This window comes from Streptomyces sp. NPDC007872 (assembly GCF_042868165.1).
GTDB lineage: Bacteria > Actinomycetota > Actinomycetes > Streptomycetales > Streptomycetaceae > Streptomyces.
The window spans coordinates 175,215-194,690 of record NZ_JBIAEA010000002.1 but is presented as its reverse complement, the minus strand read 5'-3'; the positions used below and the strand labels follow the sequence as shown (position 1 = coordinate 194,690).

The following is a 19,476-nucleotide window of genomic DNA, read 5'->3' as shown; positions in this document are numbered from 1 at the left end:
TTATGTGCGGAATTGTCGGTTACATCGGTAAGCGCGACGTGGCACCGTTGCTGCTCGAAGGCCTGCAGCGCCTGGAGTACCGCGGATACGACTCCGCCGGCATGGTCGTCACCAGCCCGAAGGCCTCCGGCCTGAAGATGGTGAAGGCCAAGGGCCGGGTCCGCGACCTGGAGGCCCGCGTCCCCAAGCGCTTCACCGGCACCACCGGCATCGCCCACACCCGCTGGGCCACCCACGGCGCGCCGAGCGACGTCAACTCGCACCCGCACCTGGACCCCGAGAACAAGGTCGCCGTCGTCCACAACGGCATCGTGGACAACGCCGCCGAGCTGCGCGCCAAGCTGGAGGCCGACGGCGTCGTCTTCGCCTCCGAGACGGACACCGAGGTCATCACCCACCTCATCGCGCGCTCCGAGGCCGAGACCCTGGAGGAGAAGGTCCGCGAGGCGCTCAAGGTCATCGAGGGCACCTACGGCATCGCCGTGATGCACGCCGACTTCAACGACCGCATCGTCGTCGCCCGCAACGGCTCCCCGGTCATCCTCGGCATCGGCGAGAAGGAGATGCTCGTCGCCTCCGACGTCGCCGCCCTGATCGCCCACACCCGCCAGGTCGTCACCCTCGACGACGGCGAGATGGCCACCCTCAAGGCCGACGACTTCCGCACGTACACGACCTCGGGCGCGACCACCACCGCCACCCCGGAGACCGTGGAGTGGGAGGCCGCCTCCTACGACATGGGCGGCCACGACACCTTCATGCACAAGGAGATCTCCGAGCAGCCCGACGCGGTCGACCGCGTGCTGCGCGGCCGGATCGACGACCGCTTCTCCACCGTGCACCTGGGCGGCCTGAACCTGGACCCGCGCGAGGCCCGCACCATCCGCCGGATCAAGATCCTCGGCTGCGGCACCTCGTACCACGCCGGCCTCATCGGCGCCGGGCTCATCGAGTCCATGGCCCGCATCCCCGCCGACGCCGAGCCGGCCTCGGAGTTCCGCTACCGCAACCCGGTCGTGGACCCCGACACCCTCTACATCGCCGTCTCCCAGTCCGGCGAGACCTACGACGTGCTCGCCGCCGTCCAGGAGCTCAAGCGGAAGGGCGCCCGCGTCCTCGGCGTCGTCAACGTGGTCGGCTCCGCCATCGCCCGCGAGGCCGACGGCGGCGTGTACGTCCACGCGGGCCCCGAGGTCTGCGTCGTCTCCACCAAGTGCTTCACCAACACGGTGACCGCCTTCGCGCTGCTCGCCCTGCACCTCGGCCGCATCCGCGACCTGTCCGTCACCGACGGCAAGCGGATCATCGAGGGCCTGCGCCGGCTCCCCGCCCAGATCGAGGAGATCCTCAAGGGCGAGGACGAGATCAAGCGCCTCGCCGAGGAGTACGCGGGCGCCCAGTCGATGATGTTCATCGGGCGCGTGCGCGGCTACCCGGTCGCCCTGGAGGCCTCCCTCAAGCTCAAGGAGATCTCCTACATCCACGCCGAGGCCTACCCGGCCTCCGAGCTGAAGCACGGCCCGCTGGCCCTCATCGAGCCGGCCCTGCCGACGGTCGCGATCGTCCCCGACGACGACCTCCTGGAGAAGAACCGCGCCGCCCTGGAGGAGATCAAGGCCCGCAGCGGCCGCATCCTCGCGGTCGCGCACCAGCCGCAGGAGAAGGCCGACCACACCCTCGTGGTCCCGAAGAACGAGGACGAGCTGGACCCGATCCTCATGGGCATCCCGCTCCAGCTCTTCGCGTACCACACCGCCCTCGCCATGGGCCGCGACATCGACAAGCCGCGCAACCTGGCCAAGTCCGTCACGGTCGAGTAGCAGCGGGGTCCGGGCCTGTCCCCCGGACCCCGCCGCCGGGCCTGTCCCCCGGCGTCGCCCGACCTGACACACGACGGTCCCCGTGCACACACCTCCCGTGCACGGGGACCGTCGCACTTTCCGGCCCGGGCCGCGGCCGGGGCGCGACGGCGGCGGGCCCCTTCGGATGCGCGGTCGTGCTGCGTGGGCTGCTGTGTCCCGTGGCCTTTACGCACCCACCCTCCACAAGCACACAATTCATCCGAGGAAGGCCGAAATTATGGCCGGATGACGGCAGTTGAGGGAACGCCGGGGAAAGCGCCGGGGAGAGCGAGGGCTCCGAGAGGGGGAGCTCCAGGGGTTACGGAATGACGACGACGGGCCGCCGGGCGCGGCGCGCGAGGCGGCCGGCCACCGAGCCGAAGATCCGCCCGACGATCCCGTGCGTGGAACCCACCACGATCGCGTCGGCCGAGTACTCCCGGCCGACCTCCTCCAGCTCGTGACAGATGTCGCCGCCGCGCTCGACCAGGATCCAGGGCACCTCGGCGAGGTGCTCGGCGCAGGCCAGCTCCAGGCCGAGGACCTCGGTGCGGTGGTCCGGCACGTCGACGAAGACGGGGGGCTCGCAGCCGGCCCACACCGTGGTGGGCAGCCGGTTGGCCACGTGCACGATGATCAGGCCCGAGCCGGAGCGGCGGGCCATGCCGATGGCGTACGCGAGGGCGCGCTCACTGGACGTGGAGCCGTCGAAGCCGACGACGACCCCGTGCCGGAAGGCCGGGTCGCAGGCGTGACGTGGCTGTTCGACCGCGAGGGGGTCGACCGTGGAGTCGGCGACGCGCTTGCGGTCCGCGGGTTCGGAGAATTCGTGACCGGCCATCGGTGTCTCGGCGAAGAGGGTCCTCGTGGGAAGGGACGGGAGAAGGGGGAGAGGAACGACGGGTGGCGGCGGAGCTGTGTCCGGGAATCATCTTCCCAAGCCCATACCCCCAAGGGTACGGCGGCACTCCTCTCCTGCCCAGGGCCCACGGCCGCGGACCCGGCGGGCACACCGCTCGCGCGCGGCGTTCCAGGGAGCATGCACGAGCGGTTCGGGATCTGGCAATGCCGGTTGTGTCCTACATGCGTCCGTCCGGGGACCGGACGGGGAGGGCCCGCGGGGCCGGGCGGAGGGCAGCCGGGGCGCCGGGCCGGGCGGGTCCACGGGACCGAACGGACGCCACCGGGAGTGACCGGAGCGTTCCGTTCCTCGTTGCCACAGGTCCGCCCCACACCGCCCCGCCGTCGCAGGGAGAGCGCCCGTGCCCGTACCGCCGACCGCCGACCGCCGGTCCCCCGTCACCCCCACCCCGACGCTCGCCGCGCCCCGCGCCCACCGCCGTACGGACGCCCCTCCCGTCGCCACGGGCGCGGGAAAGGGGGAGCGGGCCGTCCCGGACGCGGGGGCGGGAGGGAGGGAGCAGGCCGCCGGCGACGTCGTCCGCTGGGCGGTCTTCTGCTGCGTCCTGGTCCCGGTGGTCCTCGTCGTCTACGGCACCTCGCTCGCCGGCGCGGCGGGCGCCGCCCTGGGCCTCGTCTCGGTGACGGCGGCCTGCCGGCTGCTGCTGCGGCGCTCGGAGCGGGGTCTCCGCGCGGAGACCTCCCGGGGCGGACACCGGAGCTGACTCCGGAAGGGGCCCGTGGCCGGTCCGGACCCCCTTCGAGTTGACAGGCTCGTACACCCGAGCCCATACGTTTTCAGCCAACTTCCAGTGACCGGCGAGTCCTTGGCGTAACGATTGGCCAACCGTGGCCCCGACACCCCCGGAAGCCTTGTCCCAGAGGGTCACACCCCCCTCGCACCGGGGCGTTCGTCACTCCGGCGCGCCCCTCCGGAGCTTCCGGAGGCACCTGCCCGTCATCGATCGCTTCACGCCAAGTTGCCTTGTCGACAATCCACCGGATGGAGAACTTGTCACCCCGCCGCCACGGGACGCAGTAGATTCGATCATGGGTACCGAAGACTGGGGTCTCGTGCAAAACCGAGGGGAAACGTGCAGGTGCGACACGACCAGGGAGACGCGAACACCGAGGGGGGCTTAGCGTCATGAGCCAGGACTCCACCGCAGCGGAGGCCGGACGGAAACTGTCCGGGCGCCGCCGCCGCGAAGTCGTCGCGGTGCTGCTGTTCAGCGGCGGCCCCATCTTCGAGAGCTCCATCCCGCTCTCCGTGTTCGGCATCGACCGGCAGGACGCCGGAGTGCCACGTTACCGGCTGCTCGTCTGCGCCGGTGAGGAAGGGCCGCTGCGGACCACCGGCGGGCTCGAACTCACCGCGCCGTACGGCCTGGAGGCCATCGGCCGGGCGGGCACCGTCGTCGTCCCGGCCTGGCGGTCGATCACCTCGCCGCCGCCGCCGGAGGCGCTCGACGCGCTGCGCCGCGCACACGAGGAGGGGGCCAGGATCGTCGGGCTGTGCACCGGGGCGTTCGTCCTGGCCGCGGCCGGACTGCTCGACGGCCGCCCGGCGACCACGCACTGGATGTACGCGCCGACGCTCGCCAAGCGCTACCCGTCGGTCCACGTGGACCCGCGGGAGCTCTTCGTCGACGACGGGGACGTGCTGACCTCCGCCGGCACCGCGGCCGGAATCGATCTGTGTCTGCACATCGTGCGGACCGACCACGGCACGGAGGCCGCGGGCGCCCTGGCGCGCCGCCTGGTCGTCCCGCCGCGGCGCAGCGGCGGTCAGGAGCGCTACCTCGACAGGTCTTTACCCGAGGAGATCGGCGCCGACCCGCTGGCCGAGGTCGTCGCCTGGGCGCTCGAACACCTCCACGAGCAGTTCGACGTGGAGACCCTCGCGGCGCGCGCGTACATGTCGCGGCGGACCTTCGACCGCCGGTTCCGCTCCCTCACGGGCTCGGCCCCGCTCCAGTGGCTGATCACCCAGCGGGTGCTCCAGGCGCAGCGGCTGCTCGAGACCTCCGACTACTCGGTCGACGAGGTGGCGGGCAGGTGCGGCTTCCGCTCGCCGGTGGCGCTGCGCGGCCACTTCCGGCGCCAGCTCGGCTCCTCGCCGGCGGCCTACCGGGCGGCGTACCGCGCCCGGCGGCCGCAGGCCGAGGCCGGTACGGCGGTGCTCGACCCGGTCGTGCCCGCCCAGGTCGCGGCCGGCGTCCGGCGGCCGGTCCCGCCGGAGCCGGGCAAGCCGCATTCCGACGCCTACGCTCCCGGGCGCCCCTCCCTCCCGGGCCAGCGCAGCGCGCCGTAACCGAAGGACCCGCGGCCACAAGCCGCGCACGCAGGAACGACGGGCGCCCGGGGACACCTCCCCCGGGCGCCCGTCGGGCTGCCGGGCCGGATCCGATCCCCCGGACACCCCCTAAGGTGGACGCATGAACGATCGCTTGGTGTGGATCGACTGCGAGATGACCGGGCTCTCGCTGACGGACGACGCACTCATCGAGGTGGCCGCGCTGGTCACCGACTCGGAACTGAACGTGCTGGGCGACGGCGTGGACATCGTGATCCGTCCGCCGGACGCGGCCCTGGAGACCATGCCGGAGATCGTGCGCCAGATGCACACGGCCTCGGGGCTGCTCGACGAGCTGGCGGGCGGCACCACGCTCGCCGACGCCGAGGCCCAGGTCCTGGCCTACGTCCGCGAGCACGTCAAGGAGCCCGGCAAGGCGCCGCTGTGCGGGAACTCGGTCTCCACCGACCGCGGTTTCCTCGCCCGCGACATGCCCGCCCTGGAGGGCCACCTGCACTACCGGATCGTCGACGTCTCCTCGGTCAAGGAACTGGCCCGCCGCTGGTACCCGAAGGCGTACTTCAACAGTCCGGAGAAGAACGGCAACCACCGGGCGCTCGCCGACATCCGCGAGTCCATCGCCGAACTGCGCTACTACCGCGAGGCGGTCTTCGTGCCGCAGCCCGGCCCCGACTCGGAGACCGCCAAGCGGATCGCGGCGCGCCACGTCCTCCCCGCGGAATGACCCCGGGCTGACCGCGGGCCGACCGCCTGCCCGCGCCCGCACCCCCGCCCGCGCCCGCGCACCCCGCTCGCGCCCTCGAACGCCCCTCCGGGAAACGCGGGCGCGAGCACCCTCCCGGACCCTGTAGACTTCTTCTCGGCCGGTCGGGGAAACCTTCGGGAAAACCGCCGGTCATGGTGGGTATAGCTCAGTTGGTAGAGCACCTGGTTGTGGTCCAGGATGTCGCGGGTTCGAGTCCCGTTACTCACCCTCTTCACCGAGGCCCCGGTTCGTGAGAACCGGGGCCTCGGTCGTTTCCGCGCGTCCGCGCCCGGCGCTTCCGCCCCGCTCCCGCCCGCTCATCCGTTCGGACCAAGCGGCGACCCCCGCGCCCGGAGCCCCTGCTAGCTTCCCTTTATGTCCTATATCGTCAGGATTTCTCCGGGCACCGGGGGCGGGGTGAGAGCGGATGGGGATCCTGCGTGACCATCCCGAACTCGTCCTCTTCCTCTCCCTCGCCGCCGGCTACCTCGTCGGCAAGCTGCGTGTCGGCCCCATCACCCTCGGCGGCATCTGCGGCACCCTGATCGTCTCGCTGCTCCTCGGCGCCTGGACGAAGGCCACCGTCTCCGACGACGTGAAGACGATCTTCTTCGCGCTCTTCATCTTCTCGCTCGGCTACATGGCGGGGCCGCAGTTCTTCGCCAACCTCAACCGGAAGAGCCTGCGCTTCTTCGCCCTCTGCCTCATCGAGGTCGTCTGCGTCATCGGCATCGCCCTCGGTCTCGCGGAGGCCTTCGACCTGGACGTCGGCACCGCCGCGGGCATCCTCGCCGGCGCGGCCACCGAGTCGGCGGTCGTCGGCACGGCCACCGAGTCCATCGCCAAGCTGAGCGACCTGACCCAGGAGCAGATCACCCAGTACCAGGGCCACGTGGCCACCGCGTACACCGTCTGCTACCTGTTCGGCCTCGTCACCATCGTCATCTACACCAGCCAGATCATGCCGATGCTCATGCGGATCAACCTCCGCGACGCCTCGCGCGAGCTGTGGGAGCGGATGCGCGGCGAGGGCGGCGGCCTGGAGTCCGACGAGCGCGAGGCGCTCCCGGGCCTGGTCGGCCGGACGTTCCTGGTCACGCACGCGGACGGGACCGGGGTCGCCGACCTGGAGCGCTCGCTCGGCGGCCGGGTCACCGTCGAGGCGGTGAAACGCGGCAGCAAGGTGCTCACCCCTCCCCCGCCCGGCTTCGTGCTCACCCTCTCCGACCTGGTGCTCGCCGTCGGCCGGCGGGCCAACATCATCGAGGCGGGCCGGGTCATCGGCCCCGAGACGCCGGCCGTCCCCGGCCTGGACACCCCGCTCGCCACCACCCAGGTCTCCCTGACCGACAAGGGCGTCTCCGGCAAGTCCCTGGACACCCTCTCCAGGGAGCACCCGGAGTTCTCCTCCGGCGGGGTGTACGTGACGGACGTGCTGCGCAACGACCAGCACCTGCCCGCCACCCCCGAGACCGTCGTCGACCGCGGTGACGTGCTCACCCTGGTCGGCGCCCGCTCGGGCCTGGGCAAACTGGCGTCCCGGATCGGCGCGACCGTGAAGAACGACGCCACGGACTTCATCTACCTCGGGCTCGGCATCGTCTGCGGCTCGCTGCTCGGCCAGGTCGTGATCGAGTTCGGCGACGTCCCCATGTCGCTCGGCACCGGCGGCGGCTGTCTGATCTCCGGGCTGCTCTTCGGCTGGTTCCGGTCCCGCACCCAGACCTTCGGCGCCTTCCCGCCGCAGGCCGCCTCCACCCTCAAGGACATGGGCCTGGCGATCTTCATCGCCTGCACGGGCCTGGTGTCGGGCCCGCAGGCCTGGCCGCTGCTCAAGGAGTACGGGGCGCTGCTGCCGTTCGCGGGGATCGCGATGGTCCTGGTGCCCGCGACGATCTCCCTCGTCGTCGGCCGCAAGCTGCTGAAGATCGAGAAACCGCTGCTCATCGGCGCCATCGCGGGCCAGCAGTGCTCGACCCCGGCCATCACCTCGATCACCCAGGTGGCCCAGAGCTCGGTCCCGATGCTCGGCTACACGATCACGTACACCCTCTCCAACTTCCTGCTCCCCCTGACCGGCCCGCTGCTCGTCGGCATCCTGGGGGCGTGAGGCGACGCGATGATCGACTTCCTGAACCGGAACGTCTTCCAGCCCCACCCCGAGCTGCTCGTCTTCCTCACCGTCGCGCTCGGCTTCCTCTTCGGAAAGCTCCGCTACCGGGCGATCGCGCTCGGCGCCGTCACCGGCTGCCTGGTGGCCGGGCTGCTGCTCGGCGCGCAGTTCAAGGTCACCATCGACGCGACGGTGAAGAACCTGTTCTTCACCCTGTTCCTCTTCGCCCTCGGCTACAAGGTCGGCCCGCAGTTCTTCCGGGGCCTGAAGAAGGACGGCCTGCCGCAGGTCGTCAACGCCGTCGTCGTCTGCGTGACGGGGCTGCTCGTCTCCTGGGGCTTCGCGGCGATGCTCGGGTACGGCCCCGGGCTCTCCGCCGGGCTCCTCGGCGGCGCGCTCACCCAGTCCGCCGTCATCGGCGTCGCCCAGGACGCCATCGGCAACCTGCCGGGGCTCTCCGCCGCGCAGGCGAAGTCCGAGGAGAACCTGGTCGCGATCGGCTACGCCGTCACGTACCCGCTCGGCACGATCCTCTGCGCGCTGCTCCTCGCCAACGTCCTGCCCAGGCTGTACAAGCGGGACCTGGCCGCCGAGTCGGCGCGGCTCGCCAAGGAGCTGGACGCCCCCGGCGACGACCCCGACCTGGCCGAGGGCTACTACGAGGTCGTGCTGCGCGCGTACCGCGTCGAGCGCCCCGACCTGGCCGGCCGCACCATCGACGACTTCGAGCAGCAGCAGAAGGCGCTCGGCCGCCGCGTCTACATCACCCGGGTACGGCGCGACGGCACGGTCCTCGACCACGACCAGCAGACCGTGCTCCACGAGGGCGACACCGTGGCGCTCAGCGCGCTGCGCGGCTCGCTCGTGGAGTTCGACCCGCTGACCCGTGTCGGGCCCGAGGCGGACGACGTCGAACTGCTCGGGTACCAGACGGAGACCCTGCACGTGGTCGCCTCGGAGAAGGCCCAGCTCGGCAGGAGCATCGCGGACCTGCGCCGCGAGCCCTTCATGGTGGGCGTGTACGTCGACAGGCTCTACCGGGCGGGCGCCGAGTACCCGTACCGCCTCTCCACCACCGTGGAGCGCGGCGACACGCTGGTCCTGACCGGGCCGAAGCGGCTCGTGGACCCGGCGGGGAAGGCGATCGGCAAGCCCGTGCCGACCTCCTTCGCCACCGACATGCTCTGGGTGGGCCTCGGCGTCTTCCTCGGCGGCTGCGTCGGCATCCCGGCCCTGACCGTGTCCGGCGTGCCGATCTCGCTCTCCACCTCCGGCGGCGCGCTGATCATGGGCCTGGTCTTCGGCTGGATCCGCGGCAAGTACCCGACGTACGGCAACGTCCCGCCCGGCGCCCAGTGGTTCATGGACACCCTGGGCCTGTGCCTGTTCGTCGCGGTCGTCGGCATCAACGCCGGGCCGAGCTTCACCAGCGGCCTGGCGTCGGCCGGCTGGGGGCTGCTGCTCTGGGGCGCGGTGGCCACCGTGATCCCGCTGCTCGTGGGCTTCCTCGTCGGCCACTACGTGCAGAAGATCCGTTTCCCGCTCCTGATGGGCGTCCTGGCCGGCGGCCAGACCACGACCGCGGCGATCGGCGCGATCAACGAACAGTCCCGGTCCCAGATCCCGACCCTCGGCTACACGATCCCCTACGCGGTGGGCAACGTCCTGCTGACCATCTGGGGCGCCGTGATCGTCATCCTCCACCACTGACGCGAACCCTCCCGTACGGAAGGACATGCCGTGCCCAAGCCCACGTTCACCCGCGAGGAGATCAGGTCCTTCGCGCAGCTCTCCCCGTTCGAACTCAAGGACACCTTCATCTCGCTCGCCAAGGAGGCCCAGGAGGACCAGCCGGGGCAGAAGGACAAGTCGCAGGTCCAGATGCTCAACGCGGGCCGCGGCAACCCGAACTGGGTGGCCACCGGACCGCGCGAGGCCTTCTACGCCCTCGGCTACTTCTCCCTGGCGGAGTCCCGCCGCGTGTGGACCGCCGACGACCTGGGCGGCATGCCCGAGGTGAAGGGGTCCGGCGAGCGCTTCGACGCCTTCGTCCGGCAGCACCCCGACCTGCCGGGGATCGAGCTCCTGGAGAAGAGCGTGGCGTACGCGGTGGAGCGCTTCGGCTTCGACCGGGACTCGTTCCTGCACGAGCTGACGGACAGTTCGGTCGGCGACAACTACCCGGTCCCCGACCGGATGCTGCCGCACGCCGAGCGGATCGTGCGCGGCTACCTCGACGACGAGATGTTCGACGGGAAGCCGCCGGCCGGGACCACCTCGCTGTTCGCGACCGAGGGCGGCACGGCCGCCATGTGCTACATCTTCGACTCCCTGATGAAGAACGGGCTGCTGAGGAAGGGCGACCGGATCGCCCTGATGGTCCCGGTCTTCACCCCGTACATCGAGATCCCCGAGCTGGACACCTACGACTTCGACGTGGTGACGGTCGAGGCGAGCCTCTTCACCGAGACCGGGGTGCGCCAGTGGCGCTATCCGGCCGAGGAGGTCGCCAAGCTGGAGGACCCCTCCGTCAAGCTGGTCTGCCTGGTGAACCCGTCGAACCCGCCGTCCCTCGCGCTGAGCCGGCGGGTCACCGACCAGATCAAGGAGATCGTCGCCTCGAAGAACCCGAACCTGCTGATCGTCACGGACGACGTGTACGGGACGTTCGTGCCGGGCTTCCGCTCGATCGCCGCCGACCTGCCGCGCAACACGCTGCTCGTGTACTCGTACTCCAAGCACTACGGCGCCACGGGCTGGCGGCTCGGCGTCATCGGCCTGAACGACGACAACGTGATCGACGCGATGCTGGCCGGGCTGCCGGAGGAGGAGAAGGAGCGGCTGAACAAGCGGTACGGGACGCTGACGCTCGAACCGGGGAAGATGCGGTTCATCGACCGGATGGTGGCGGACTCGCGCCAGGTGGCGCTCAACCACACGGCCGGGCTCTCGCTGCCGCAGCAGGTCATGATGGTGCTCTTCTCCCTCTTCGACATGCTGGAGGAGGGGCGGGCGTACAAGGAGCGGATCCGCGGGATCGTCAATCAGCGGCTCGAACTGCTCCTGGAGGGCGCTTGGATGAAGATCTCGGAGGATCCGCAGCGGGCCGCCTACTACATCGAGCTGGACCTGCTCGCGGAGGCCGAGCGGGTGCACGGCAAGCCGTTCGCGGACTTCCTGGAGAAGAACTACGAGCCGGTGGACCCGCTGTTCCGGCTGGCCCAGCAGACGGGCGTGGTCCTGCTCAACGGCGGCGGCTTCGACGGCCCGGAGTGGTCCGTGCGGGTGTCGCTCGCCAACCTGGACGACCTGGACTACCTGAAGATCGGCCACCACCTGCGGGCGATCTTCGACGCGTACGCGGAGGAGTGGCGGGCCTCGGGGGCCTGACGAGAGGCAAGAGGGGCGCGCCCCGGTCGGAGGTAGGGGGGCCGACCGGGGCGCGCGGTGTGGGGGGCACAGTGGTCCGTGAGGGCCTACCGGTAGGCGGCGAACGCCTTCGTGAAGGCCAGTGGCTGCTGGAGGATCGAGGAGCAGGTGGCGTCGGCGCGGTTCACGGCATCGTCCGGGCACTGCTTGTCGCGGGTCGAGGACCACATGGAGAGCCGGCCGAGGCCCTTGGACTTCGCGAAGTCGACGAGCTGGGTGGCGTCCTCGACCTTGAAGACCTCGGTGGTGACGTCGTTGACGCCGATCATCGGGGTGACGGCGACGGCCTTCCAGGCGGCCGCGTCGGAGAGCCCGAGGACGCCCTTGATCTGGGCCTGCGTCGCGGTCGCGGCCTGGACCGCGTACGTGCCCATGTCGGCGCTGTACGCCGGGCCGTAGTCCATCGCCATGATGTTGACGGCGTCGACGCGGACCCCGTTCCGCTTGGCGTCGGCCAGCAGGTCCACGCCCGGCTGGGTCAGGCCCTCGGGCATGACCGGCAGGGTGAAGGAGACGTCCAGGCCCGGGTGGGCCTTCTGGAGCTGGGCGATCGCCTGCGAGCGCCGGGTGTTGGCGGCGGTGTCCGGCAGGGCCGCGCCCTCGATGTCGAAGTCGACCTTGGTCAGCCCGTACTGGTCGACCACCTTGCCGTACGCGGCGGCGAGCGCCGGGGCGGAGGAGCAGTTCAGGGCCAGCTCGTGTCCCGCGGCGCCGCCGAAGGAGACGCGGACGTCACCGCCCTTGGCGCGCAGGGCGCCGATCTGGGCGGCGACCTTGTCGTTCGCCAGGTCGGTGACCCCGCCCCACAGCGGGGCGCAGGCGCCGCCGGAGGTGATGAAGGCGAGGTTGAACTCCTTCACGCCGGTGGCGTCGGCGGTCGCGAGCAGGTCGTACGCCGGGTAGAGCGAGGTGTCGACGTACGGGGCGAACCGTGCGCCGGTGACGGGGGCCGGCGTGGAGGCCGTCGGGGTGGGCGTCGGGGCCGGGGTCTGCGTCCGCGTGGGGGTCGGCGCGGGGGCCGTGGTGGCGGACGCGGTCGGGGTCGGGGTCGGCCTGACCGTCGCCGTGGGGGAGGCGGTGGCCGTGGGCTGCTCGGTGGGGCGGCCGCTGGGCGTGGGGGCGGGGCCGCCGGCGGAGCAGGACGCCTTGTTGATGAGGCAGTTGGCGGGGTCGCCCGCCTCGCCGGCGGCGGAGGTGACGAAACCGACGGTGACGGAGCGGCCCGGTGCCAGCTCCCGGTTCCAGCTCGCGGGCTTCACGGTGACGTGCCGGCCGGAGACGGTGTGCTCGCCGTTCCAGAGGGAGCCGAGGGTGGTCCCGGCCGGGAGGTCGAACTCCAGGGTCCAGTCGGTCTGGGCGGCGGACGTCTCGTTGGTGACGACGTACTGGCCGGTGTAACCGCCGGTCCAGGAGCTGGTCCGGGTGTAGGCGGCGCCGACGGAGGCGGCCTGGGCGGTGCCGGTGAACGCGAGGGCCGCGCCGCCGACGACGGCCGCCGTGACGACCGCTCCGACGACCTTGGTCCTCGTACTCGCCCTGCGCCGGTGCGCTCTGGTGCCCATGGCGTGCCTGCCTCTGCGTGCGGAAGTGGGGGTGCGGCAGCACGCTAGCGAGCGGGGAACGGACAAAGCGGGGGATCGGGGGCGGGGGCGGGGATCCTTAGGGTCCGCTTAAGGTGCCCATCGGAACCAGGAAAGGTTCCTGCCGGGCTCTCCGGGAGGTCACTCCCGGGGGACACCGGGGCCCGGGGGCACTCCCGGGGAGCCCTCCCCCGGTGGTCGGCCCTCCTTGGCCCGCCGCGTCCCCGTGCCCCCGCGCCTGCGGCGGGCCGGGCGGTGGCCCCGGCGGCCGTGCGGGCCGGCCGGGTCGCCCGCTCCGGCGCGTCCGCCGAGGCCGATCCAGACGCGGACCTCCGTACCGCCGAGGACCGAGCGGCCGATGCGGACGTCGCCGCCGGTGCCCTCCGCCACGCGCCGCACGATGTCCAGGCCGAGGCCCGTGGAGCCGTCCCGGGCGCCGCTGTTGCCCCGGGCCAGGGCGGCGGTCGGGTCGTCGATGCCGGGGCCCGCGTCGGAGACCAGGACGATGACGGCGTCGTCGCCGTTGTGGACGTCGATGGAGAAGGCGGTGCCCTCCGGGGTGTGGCGGAAGACGTTGCCGAGGAGGGCGTCGAGCGCGGCGACGAGTTCGGGGCGGGCGACCGGGATGCGGACCGGGCGCTCGACGCCCGCGACCCGCACCCGGCGCCCCTCGTCCTCGGCGAGCGCCGACCAGAAGTCCATCCGCTCGCGCACCACTTCGGCGGCGTCGCAGCCCGCGCCCGGGCCGGTCGCCTGGGTCTGCGGCTTCGCCTCCCGGGCCGTGCGGATGATGATGTCGACCTCGCGCTCCAACTGTTCGACGGCCGCGCGGGTCTGCTCGGCGGCCGGACCGGAGCCGAGCGAGGCGGCGTTGAGCCGGAGCACGGTCAGCGGGGTGCGCAGCCGGTGGGAGAGGTCGGCGGCCAGCTCCCGCTCGTTGGCGAGGAGCTGGACGACCTGGTCGGCCATCGAGTTGAAGGCGACGGCGGCGGACTTGAGCTCCGGCGGCCCCTCCTCGGGGACCCGGGCGCCGAGTCGCCCCTCGCCCAGGTCGTGGGCGGCGCCCGCGAGCCGCTGGGCGGGCTGGACCATGCGGACGCCGAGGCGGTCGGCGACGGCGACGGAGCCGACGATCAGGGCGGCGCCGACCCCGGCGAGGACCAGCCAGGCGGTGCCGACGCCGTTGGACACCTCGCCCTCGGGGACGAAGAGTTCGACGACCGCGACCTGGCCGCTGCTGAGCGCGGTGGGCTGGAGCAGCGCGAAGCCGCCGGGCACCTCGGTGATGGAGGCGCGGCCGAGTTCCCGGGTGGCCGTCAGGGCCTCCTGCCCCGCCCGGCGGGTGCCGATCTCCAGGGGCGGGCCGTCCGGCACCTCGGCGGGGACGTGGACGGCGAGCCGGCCGGCGGCCCCGTCCTCGGTGGTGGCGACGGCCCTGTCCAGCTCGTCGCGGTCGGTGGTGATGGCGAGGACGGGGGCGAGCCCGGCGGCCCGCCGTTCGGCGTTGGAGAAGGCCCGGTCGCGGGCCATCTCCTTGACGACGAGCCCGAGGGGGACGGCGAAGGCGACCACGACCATGGCGGTGACGGCCAGGCACACCTTGACGAGCGCCCACCTCACGGCCGCGGCTCCCCGGGCGGTTCCAGCTTCACGCCCACCCCGCGCAGGGTGTGCAGGTAGCGGGGGCGGGCGGCCGTCTCGCCGAGCTTGCGCCGCAGCCACGACAGGTGGACGTCGATGGTCTGGTCGTCGCCGTAGGACTGCTGCCACACCTCGGCGAGCAGCTCCTTGCGCGGGACGACCACGCCGGGCCGCCCGGCGAGGAAGGCGAGCAGGTCGAACTCGCGCCGGGTCAGGTCCAGGGGCGTGCCGTCCAGTTCCGCCTGGCGGCGCAGCGGGTCGACGGTGAGCCTGCCGACCCGGATGACCCGGGAGGGCGGGGCCTCGCCGGCGCCGGACCGGGCGCGGCGCAGGACGGCGGCCATCCGGGCCGAGAGGTGGTCGACCGAGAAGGGCTTGACGAGGTAGTCGTCCGCCCCGGCGTGCAGGAGCCGCACGATCTCGGCCTCGTCGTCCCGGGCGGTCGCGATGATCACCGGTACGTCGGTGATGCCGCGCAGCATCTTGAGCGCCTCGGACCCGTCCAGATCGGGCAGTCCGAGGTCGAGGATGACCACGTCGAAACGGAAATGGGCGACCTCGCGCAACGCCTCCAGTGCCGTGCCTACGCTGCGTACGGTGTGGGACGCCTCGGAGAGCTGCCGGATGAGGGCGGAGCGCACGAACTGGTCGTCCTCGACCACGAGCACACTTGCCATGGGCGGCACCGTACGCCATGCGGACTGATCATCCGACCATGTCCACCCTCCGATCCGGAACGGCCGGGGGTGGTGCACTATGGGCCGGTGCGAAGAGGACTGGTCCACGCCCTTGCCTGGTCGCTCGCCACCGGAGCGGCGGTCACCCTGTCCTGGTGGGGAGTGCACACGGTGCTGTCCGGAACCGTGTACGACCCGCCGCGCGCGCTGCCCGTGCCGCTCTGGGCCTCGGACGGGACGCAGGGCCCGGGCGACGGCCCGCTGACCTCCTCGACCAGTTACCCCGGCCCCGACGGGACCTCCGCGTCCGCCCCGCCGACGACCGGGCCCACGTCCTCGGCCTCCCCGGCCGCCACGCCGACGCGGCGGCGGGAGCCCACGGCGGCGAGCCCGGCGGCGCCCTCCTCGAGTCCGCCGCCGGAGGCGCATCCGGACTCGGACGCGAAGCCGGACTCCGGCTCCGGCGGGAACGTGAAGAGCTACGCCGTGGACGGCGGCCGGGTCGCCTTCGACCTCGGGGAGACCTCGGCCGAACTGGTCTCCGCGACGCCCGCCGCCGGCTGGCAGATGCAGGTCTGGAAGCAGACGACCTGGATCCGGGTGACCTTCACCCGGGACGGCCGCGAGTTGTCGGTCTTCTGCGTGTGGCACGACACCGCGCCCCGCGTGGAGATGGACGACCGCACGGTCTGACGCCCCCGGCGGACGACGGATCAGCGGAAGACGGACGCGGGCGGGGCCGGTGACGGCTTGGCGCTCGCGTCGGTGACCGGGGCCGCTCCCCCGGCGAAGTCGGCGAGGGCCCGCCCGTGTTCGACCCGCCCCGGGTGCGGGTCGGTGGCGACCCTGCGGGTCAGTTCGGCGACCGGGAGCTCCCGGTCGGAGGCGAGCAGGACCGCGTTGCCGAAGCGGCGGCCGCGCAGCACGGTCGGGTCGGCGGTCAGGGCCAGTTCGGGGAAGACGGCGGCGGCCGTGGCGATCTGGCCGCGCAGATGGGCCAGCGGCGGGCCGTCGGCCAGGTTCGCCGCGTAGAGGCCGCCGGGCTGCAGCGCCCGCCGCACCTCGGCGAGGAACTCGGTGCTGGTCAGATGGGCGGGGGTACGGGCTCCGCCGAACACGTCCGCGATGATCAGGTCCGCCCAGCCGTCCTGGACCTTGGCGAGGCCGGCGCGGGCGTCGGCGGTCCGGACCCGTACGCGGGCGCCGGGGTCGAGCGGCAGCTCCCGGCGGACGAACCGGACCAGGGGCCCGTCGAGCTCCACGACCTGCTGCGTGGAGCGGGGCCGGGTGGCGGCGACGTACCGGGCGAGGGTGAGGGCGCCGCCGCCGAGGTGCACGGCCTGGAGCGGGCGGTTCGGCGGGGCGGCGAGGTCCACGGCGTGGCCGAGGCGCCGCTGGTACTCGAAGGAGAGGTGTGCCGGGTCGTCCAGGTCGACGTGCGACTGCGGGGCGCCGTCGAGGAGCAGCGTCCAGGCGCGCGGGCGCTCCCGGTCGGGTACGAGTTCGGCGAGGCCGCCGTCGACGGTCTCGGTGAGGGGGGTCGCCGCCCGGTCGCGCTGCTTGTTCCTGGCCATCGGTCCATTATCGGACGATCGGACCGCGACCGGCGTGCCCGGGGCCGCCGGGCAGGACCCGGGGGCTCAGCGACAGCCGTCGGCGGCCTCGATGAGCCGGGCCGCCTCGCCGAGCGCCCGGCGCAGGACGACGGGGTCGGTGACCGGGTCGGTGTCGCCGTCGCCGGGGGGCAGCAGCCAGCCGGCCGGGCGGGGGGCGCCCCCGGCCGGTTCCGGCAGCTCCGGCAGCTCGGGGAGGCGCAGGCCGCGCCCCGAGGTGCGCGTACAGGCGCTGCCCGGCATGTCCCAGCCGGCGGCGGTGCCGGGCGGCACCAGGAAGCCCAGGGTGTCGCAGGTGCCGTCGTGCACCACCGGGCCGACGGCGGGGGCTCCCGCGCGGCGCAGGATGTCGACGGCCTCCAGTCCCTGGCGGACCGGCACGGTGACCAGGTCCCAGGCCTCGGCGGCGGACTCGGCCCCGGCGGTGCCCGGGGCGGGCGCGGGCCGAGCGGCCGACTGCGCACCGATCTCCGACATGAAACCCCTCCTCGCTCCATGAGGAGACACGTTTCGTCTCTCCTTACGGTTCAACGCCCGCACGCGTCAACGGCTACGGCGGTTTCCCGCCGCAAAGGATGGCAGTTCATGGCAGATCGCGGGCGAGATATCCGGTTTGTGGCCAAACCCCGTGTAGGCATCCGGTCACAGCGGGTACGTTTCTGCCGCCGGACCACCCGGCGGCACCAGGAGAGGGCTCGGCCATGGCGATGTCACGGGCAGTTCCCAACCTCGCCTTCCGCAGGCTCCGCGGGCAGCAGTCGCCGGCGGAGTTCGCCGCGGTCGTCCGCCGGGCGGCGCGGGAGATCGGCGAACGGGTCGCGTGCGACGCCCGCTACATCGGGCGCGTGGAGGCGGGCGAGATCCGCTGCCCGAACTACGCGTACGAGCGGGTCTTCCTGCACATGTTCCCCGGACTCGGCCTCTCCGACCTGGGGTTCTCCGCACGGGAGGCGGTGCGCGGCCGGCGGCGGACCGTCCCGGCCGGGGCGTCGTCCCCCGCCGCCTCCACGACCCGGAACGATGAGGAGAGCGACGTGCTGCGCCGCGCATTCGTGACGAGCGGCTCCGCCGCCCTGGCGGCCGCCTCGCTGGGACTCGGCGGCCCCGCCGTCGCGATCATCCCCAGCCCCCGCGGGACCCACCGGATCGGCGAGACCGAGGTGCGGGCCGTCGAGGACGCCGTGCGGCAGATCCGGCTGCTCGACGACCGGCATGGCGCCGACGGGCTCTACAAGGTCGCCGCCCAGCCGCTCCGTACCGCGTACGCGCTGCTCGACGCCGGCACCACGGCCCGCCGTTCCACCGGGGACCGGCTGCACGCGGGCGCGGGCGAACTCTCCCTCTCCGTCGGCTGGCTGGCCCACGACTCGGGGCGGCACGAGGACGCGCGCTCGCACTACGCGGAGGCCCTGGCCACCGCGCGCGTGGCGGGGAGTTCCGGGAACGCGGCCCTGGAGGCGCACGCCTTCTGCAACACCTCGTTCCTGGCCCGGGACACCGGCCGCCACCGGGAGGCGGTCCGGGCGGCGCAGGCCGGGCTGCGGGCCGCGCGGCCCCTGGGGTCGGCCCGGCTGCTCTCGCTGCTCTCGCTGCGGGAGGCGTGCGCGTGGGCGGGGCTCGGCGACCGGTCCGCCTGCGAGCGGGCCCTCGGCCGCGCCCACGCCTTCTTCGAGCGCGGTCCGGGCGACGACGACCCCGAGTGGATGTCCTTCTTCGGCGAGCCGGAGCGGGAGGCGCAGGAGGCCCAGTGCTGGGCGGTGCTCGGCGACCGGGGCCGGGCCGCCCGCCACGCCCACCGGGCCGTGGTCCTGCAGAACCCGCACTTCGCCCGGAACCTCGCGCTCTACCGCGCCCAGCTCGCCAGGGACCTGGCGCACGCGGGCCGTCCGGACGAGGCGGAGGCGGAGGCGCGGCGGGTGGTGGACTCCCTCGACGGCATCGCCTCGGCCCGCGTCCGCGAACTCCTCGCGGAGACGGGGCGGGTGCTGGCGGCCACCCGTTGAGGTACGGGAGTCACTGCTCCAGGTGCCCGGTGTCGTTCCAGCGCTCGATCGCCGGGGCGTCGTACGCCCATCCCAGGACCGAGAGGCTCGTCGGGTCGAGGCGGATGCGGGCGGCGAAGGAGACGTCCTCGCCGAGCCAGCGGGCGCCGATGGAGCGCAGGATGTGCCCATGGGCGAAGACCAGGACGTCGCGGTCGGCGGAGCGGGCCCACTCCACGACCTCGTCGGCGCGGTCCGACAACTGGGCCAGGGTCTCGCCCTCCGGGACGCCGTCACGCCAGATGAACCAGTCGGCCTGCCGCTCCTTGATCTGGGGCGGGGTGAGGCCCTCGTACGCCCCGTAGTCCCACTCCATCAGGGCGTCCCAGGGCTCGGCCCGGTCGCCGAAGCCGGCGAGGGCGCAGGTCTCGCTCGCCCGGACCAGGGGGCTGGTGCGCACCTCCACGCCGGGCAGGCCCTGCCAGGGGCCGCGGTGCAGGCGCTCGCCGAGCAGCTTCGCGCCGCGCCGCCCCTCTTCGAGCAGCGGTATGTCGGTCCTGCCGGTGTGCCGGCCGAGGAGCGACCACTCGGTCTGACCGTGCCGGGCGAGCAGGATGCGCGGTGCCATGGGAGGGCTC

General features: G+C 72.9%; 16 protein-coding genes and 1 tRNA gene. 10 read left to right on the top strand and 7 right to left on the bottom strand.

Going from position 1 to position 19,476, the window contains the following annotated elements; translation table 11 throughout:
* Positions 1 to 2 precede the first annotated feature (2 nt).
* A complete protein-coding gene (glmS, locus tag ACFYNX_RS06125) occupies positions 3 to 1,820 on the top strand; it encodes a glutamine--fructose-6-phosphate transaminase (isomerizing) (protein ID WP_388658210.1) in 1,818 nt (605 codons plus the stop codon).
* 340 nt (positions 1,821 to 2,160) lie between these two features.
* On the opposite strand, the gene ACFYNX_RS06120 is transcribed toward glmS, so the two are convergent.
* Positions 2,161 to 2,682 (bottom strand): universal stress protein, encoded by a 522-nt coding sequence (locus ACFYNX_RS06120; protein WP_365538582.1) that lies wholly within the window; start codon positions 2,680 to 2,682, stop codon positions 2,161 to 2,163.
* A 421-nt stretch (positions 2,683 to 3,103) separates the two neighbouring features.
* On the opposite strand from ACFYNX_RS06120, the gene ACFYNX_RS06115 reads away from it, so the two are divergent.
* The 7 genes from ACFYNX_RS06115 (at position 3,104) to ACFYNX_RS06085 (ending at position 11,306) form a co-directional block, all read left to right on the top strand.
* Positions 3,104 to 3,466, top strand: a complete 363-nt coding sequence (locus ACFYNX_RS06115; protein WP_388658208.1) for a hypothetical protein — start codon at positions 3,104 to 3,106, stop codon at positions 3,464 to 3,466.
* A gap of 422 nt (positions 3,467 to 3,888) precedes the next feature.
* The gene (locus tag ACFYNX_RS06110; protein WP_365538585.1) at positions 3,889 to 5,055 is read left to right on the top strand and encodes a helix-turn-helix domain-containing protein; all 1,167 of its coding nucleotides are present in this window, start codon (positions 3,889 to 3,891) and stop codon (positions 5,053 to 5,055) included.
* A gap of 124 nt (positions 5,056 to 5,179) precedes the next feature.
* Positions 5,180 to 5,782, top strand: a complete 603-nt coding sequence (orn, locus tag ACFYNX_RS06105) for an oligoribonuclease (protein ID WP_365538587.1) — start codon at positions 5,180 to 5,182, stop codon at positions 5,780 to 5,782.
* A 176-nt stretch (positions 5,783 to 5,958) separates the two neighbouring features.
* A tRNA-His gene (locus ACFYNX_RS06100) sits at positions 5,959 to 6,031 on the top strand.
* Positions 6,032 to 6,230: 199 nt separating this feature from the next.
* Positions 6,231 to 7,913, top strand: coding sequence for an aspartate-alanine antiporter (aspT, locus tag ACFYNX_RS06095; protein ID WP_388658205.1), 1,683 nt, complete (start codon positions 6,231 to 6,233; stop codon positions 7,911 to 7,913).
* A 9-nt stretch (positions 7,914 to 7,922) separates the two neighbouring features.
* The gene (aspT, locus tag ACFYNX_RS06090) at positions 7,923 to 9,626 is read left to right on the top strand and encodes an aspartate-alanine antiporter (protein WP_388658202.1); all 1,704 of its coding nucleotides are present in this window, start codon (positions 7,923 to 7,925) and stop codon (positions 9,624 to 9,626) included.
* 30 nt (positions 9,627 to 9,656) lie between these two features.
* Positions 9,657 to 11,306 carry a bifunctional aspartate transaminase/aspartate 4-decarboxylase gene (locus ACFYNX_RS06085; protein ID WP_388658199.1) on the top strand — a complete coding sequence of 550 codons (1,650 nt, stop codon included), beginning with the start codon at positions 9,657 to 9,659 and terminating at the stop codon, positions 11,304 to 11,306.
* A gap of 86 nt (positions 11,307 to 11,392) precedes the next feature.
* Here ACFYNX_RS06085 and ACFYNX_RS06080 read toward each other — a convergent pair whose 3' ends face one another.
* The 3 genes from ACFYNX_RS06080 to ACFYNX_RS06070 form a co-directional block, all read right to left on the bottom strand.
* A complete protein-coding gene (locus tag ACFYNX_RS06080; protein ID WP_388658197.1) occupies positions 11,393 to 12,907 on the bottom strand; it encodes a cellulose binding domain-containing protein in 1,515 nt (504 codons plus the stop codon).
* Between the two features lie 159 nt (positions 12,908 to 13,066).
* Complete coding sequence (locus ACFYNX_RS06075) at positions 13,067 to 14,545, bottom strand: sensor histidine kinase (protein WP_388658194.1); 1,479 nt, start codon at positions 14,543 to 14,545, stop codon at positions 13,067 to 13,069.
* Entirely contained in the window at positions 14,542 to 15,243 is a 702-nt protein-coding gene (locus tag ACFYNX_RS06070) for a response regulator transcription factor (RefSeq protein WP_388658191.1), read from the bottom strand. Before ACFYNX_RS06070 ends, ACFYNX_RS06075 begins: the two co-directional genes overlap by 4 nt.
* Before the next feature lie 87 nt (positions 15,244 to 15,330).
* Here ACFYNX_RS06070 and ACFYNX_RS06065 point away from each other — a divergent pair, with 87 nt between their 5' ends.
* A complete protein-coding gene (locus tag ACFYNX_RS06065; RefSeq protein WP_388658188.1) occupies positions 15,331 to 15,936 on the top strand; it encodes a hypothetical protein in 606 nt (201 codons plus the stop codon).
* A 20-nt stretch (positions 15,937 to 15,956) separates the two neighbouring features.
* Here the strand turns inward: ACFYNX_RS06065 and ACFYNX_RS06060 are convergent, their stop codons facing one another.
* Both ACFYNX_RS06060 and ACFYNX_RS06055 read right to left on the bottom strand, forming a co-directional pair.
* Complete coding sequence (locus ACFYNX_RS06060) at positions 15,957 to 16,817, bottom strand: spermidine synthase (RefSeq protein WP_388658185.1); 861 nt, start codon at positions 16,815 to 16,817, stop codon at positions 15,957 to 15,959.
* Positions 16,818 to 16,883: 66 nt separating this feature from the next.
* Complete coding sequence (locus ACFYNX_RS06055) at positions 16,884 to 17,333, bottom strand: hypothetical protein (protein ID WP_388658183.1); 450 nt, start codon at positions 17,331 to 17,333, stop codon at positions 16,884 to 16,886.
* Between the two features lie 224 nt (positions 17,334 to 17,557).
* On the opposite strand from ACFYNX_RS06055, the gene ACFYNX_RS06050 reads away from it, so the two are divergent.
* Positions 17,558 to 18,859: a tetratricopeptide repeat protein gene (locus ACFYNX_RS06050; RefSeq protein ID WP_388658181.1), complete on the top strand. Its 1,302-nt coding sequence runs from the start codon at positions 17,558 to 17,560 to the stop codon at positions 18,857 to 18,859.
* Between the two features lie 10 nt (positions 18,860 to 18,869).
* Here ACFYNX_RS06050 and ACFYNX_RS06045 read toward each other — a convergent pair whose 3' ends face one another.
* On the bottom strand, positions 18,870 to 19,466 hold the full coding sequence (locus tag ACFYNX_RS06045; RefSeq protein WP_365538609.1) for a histidine phosphatase family protein: 597 nt from the start codon (positions 19,464 to 19,466) through the stop codon (positions 18,870 to 18,872).
* Between the last annotated feature and the right edge of the window lie 10 nt (positions 19,467 to 19,476).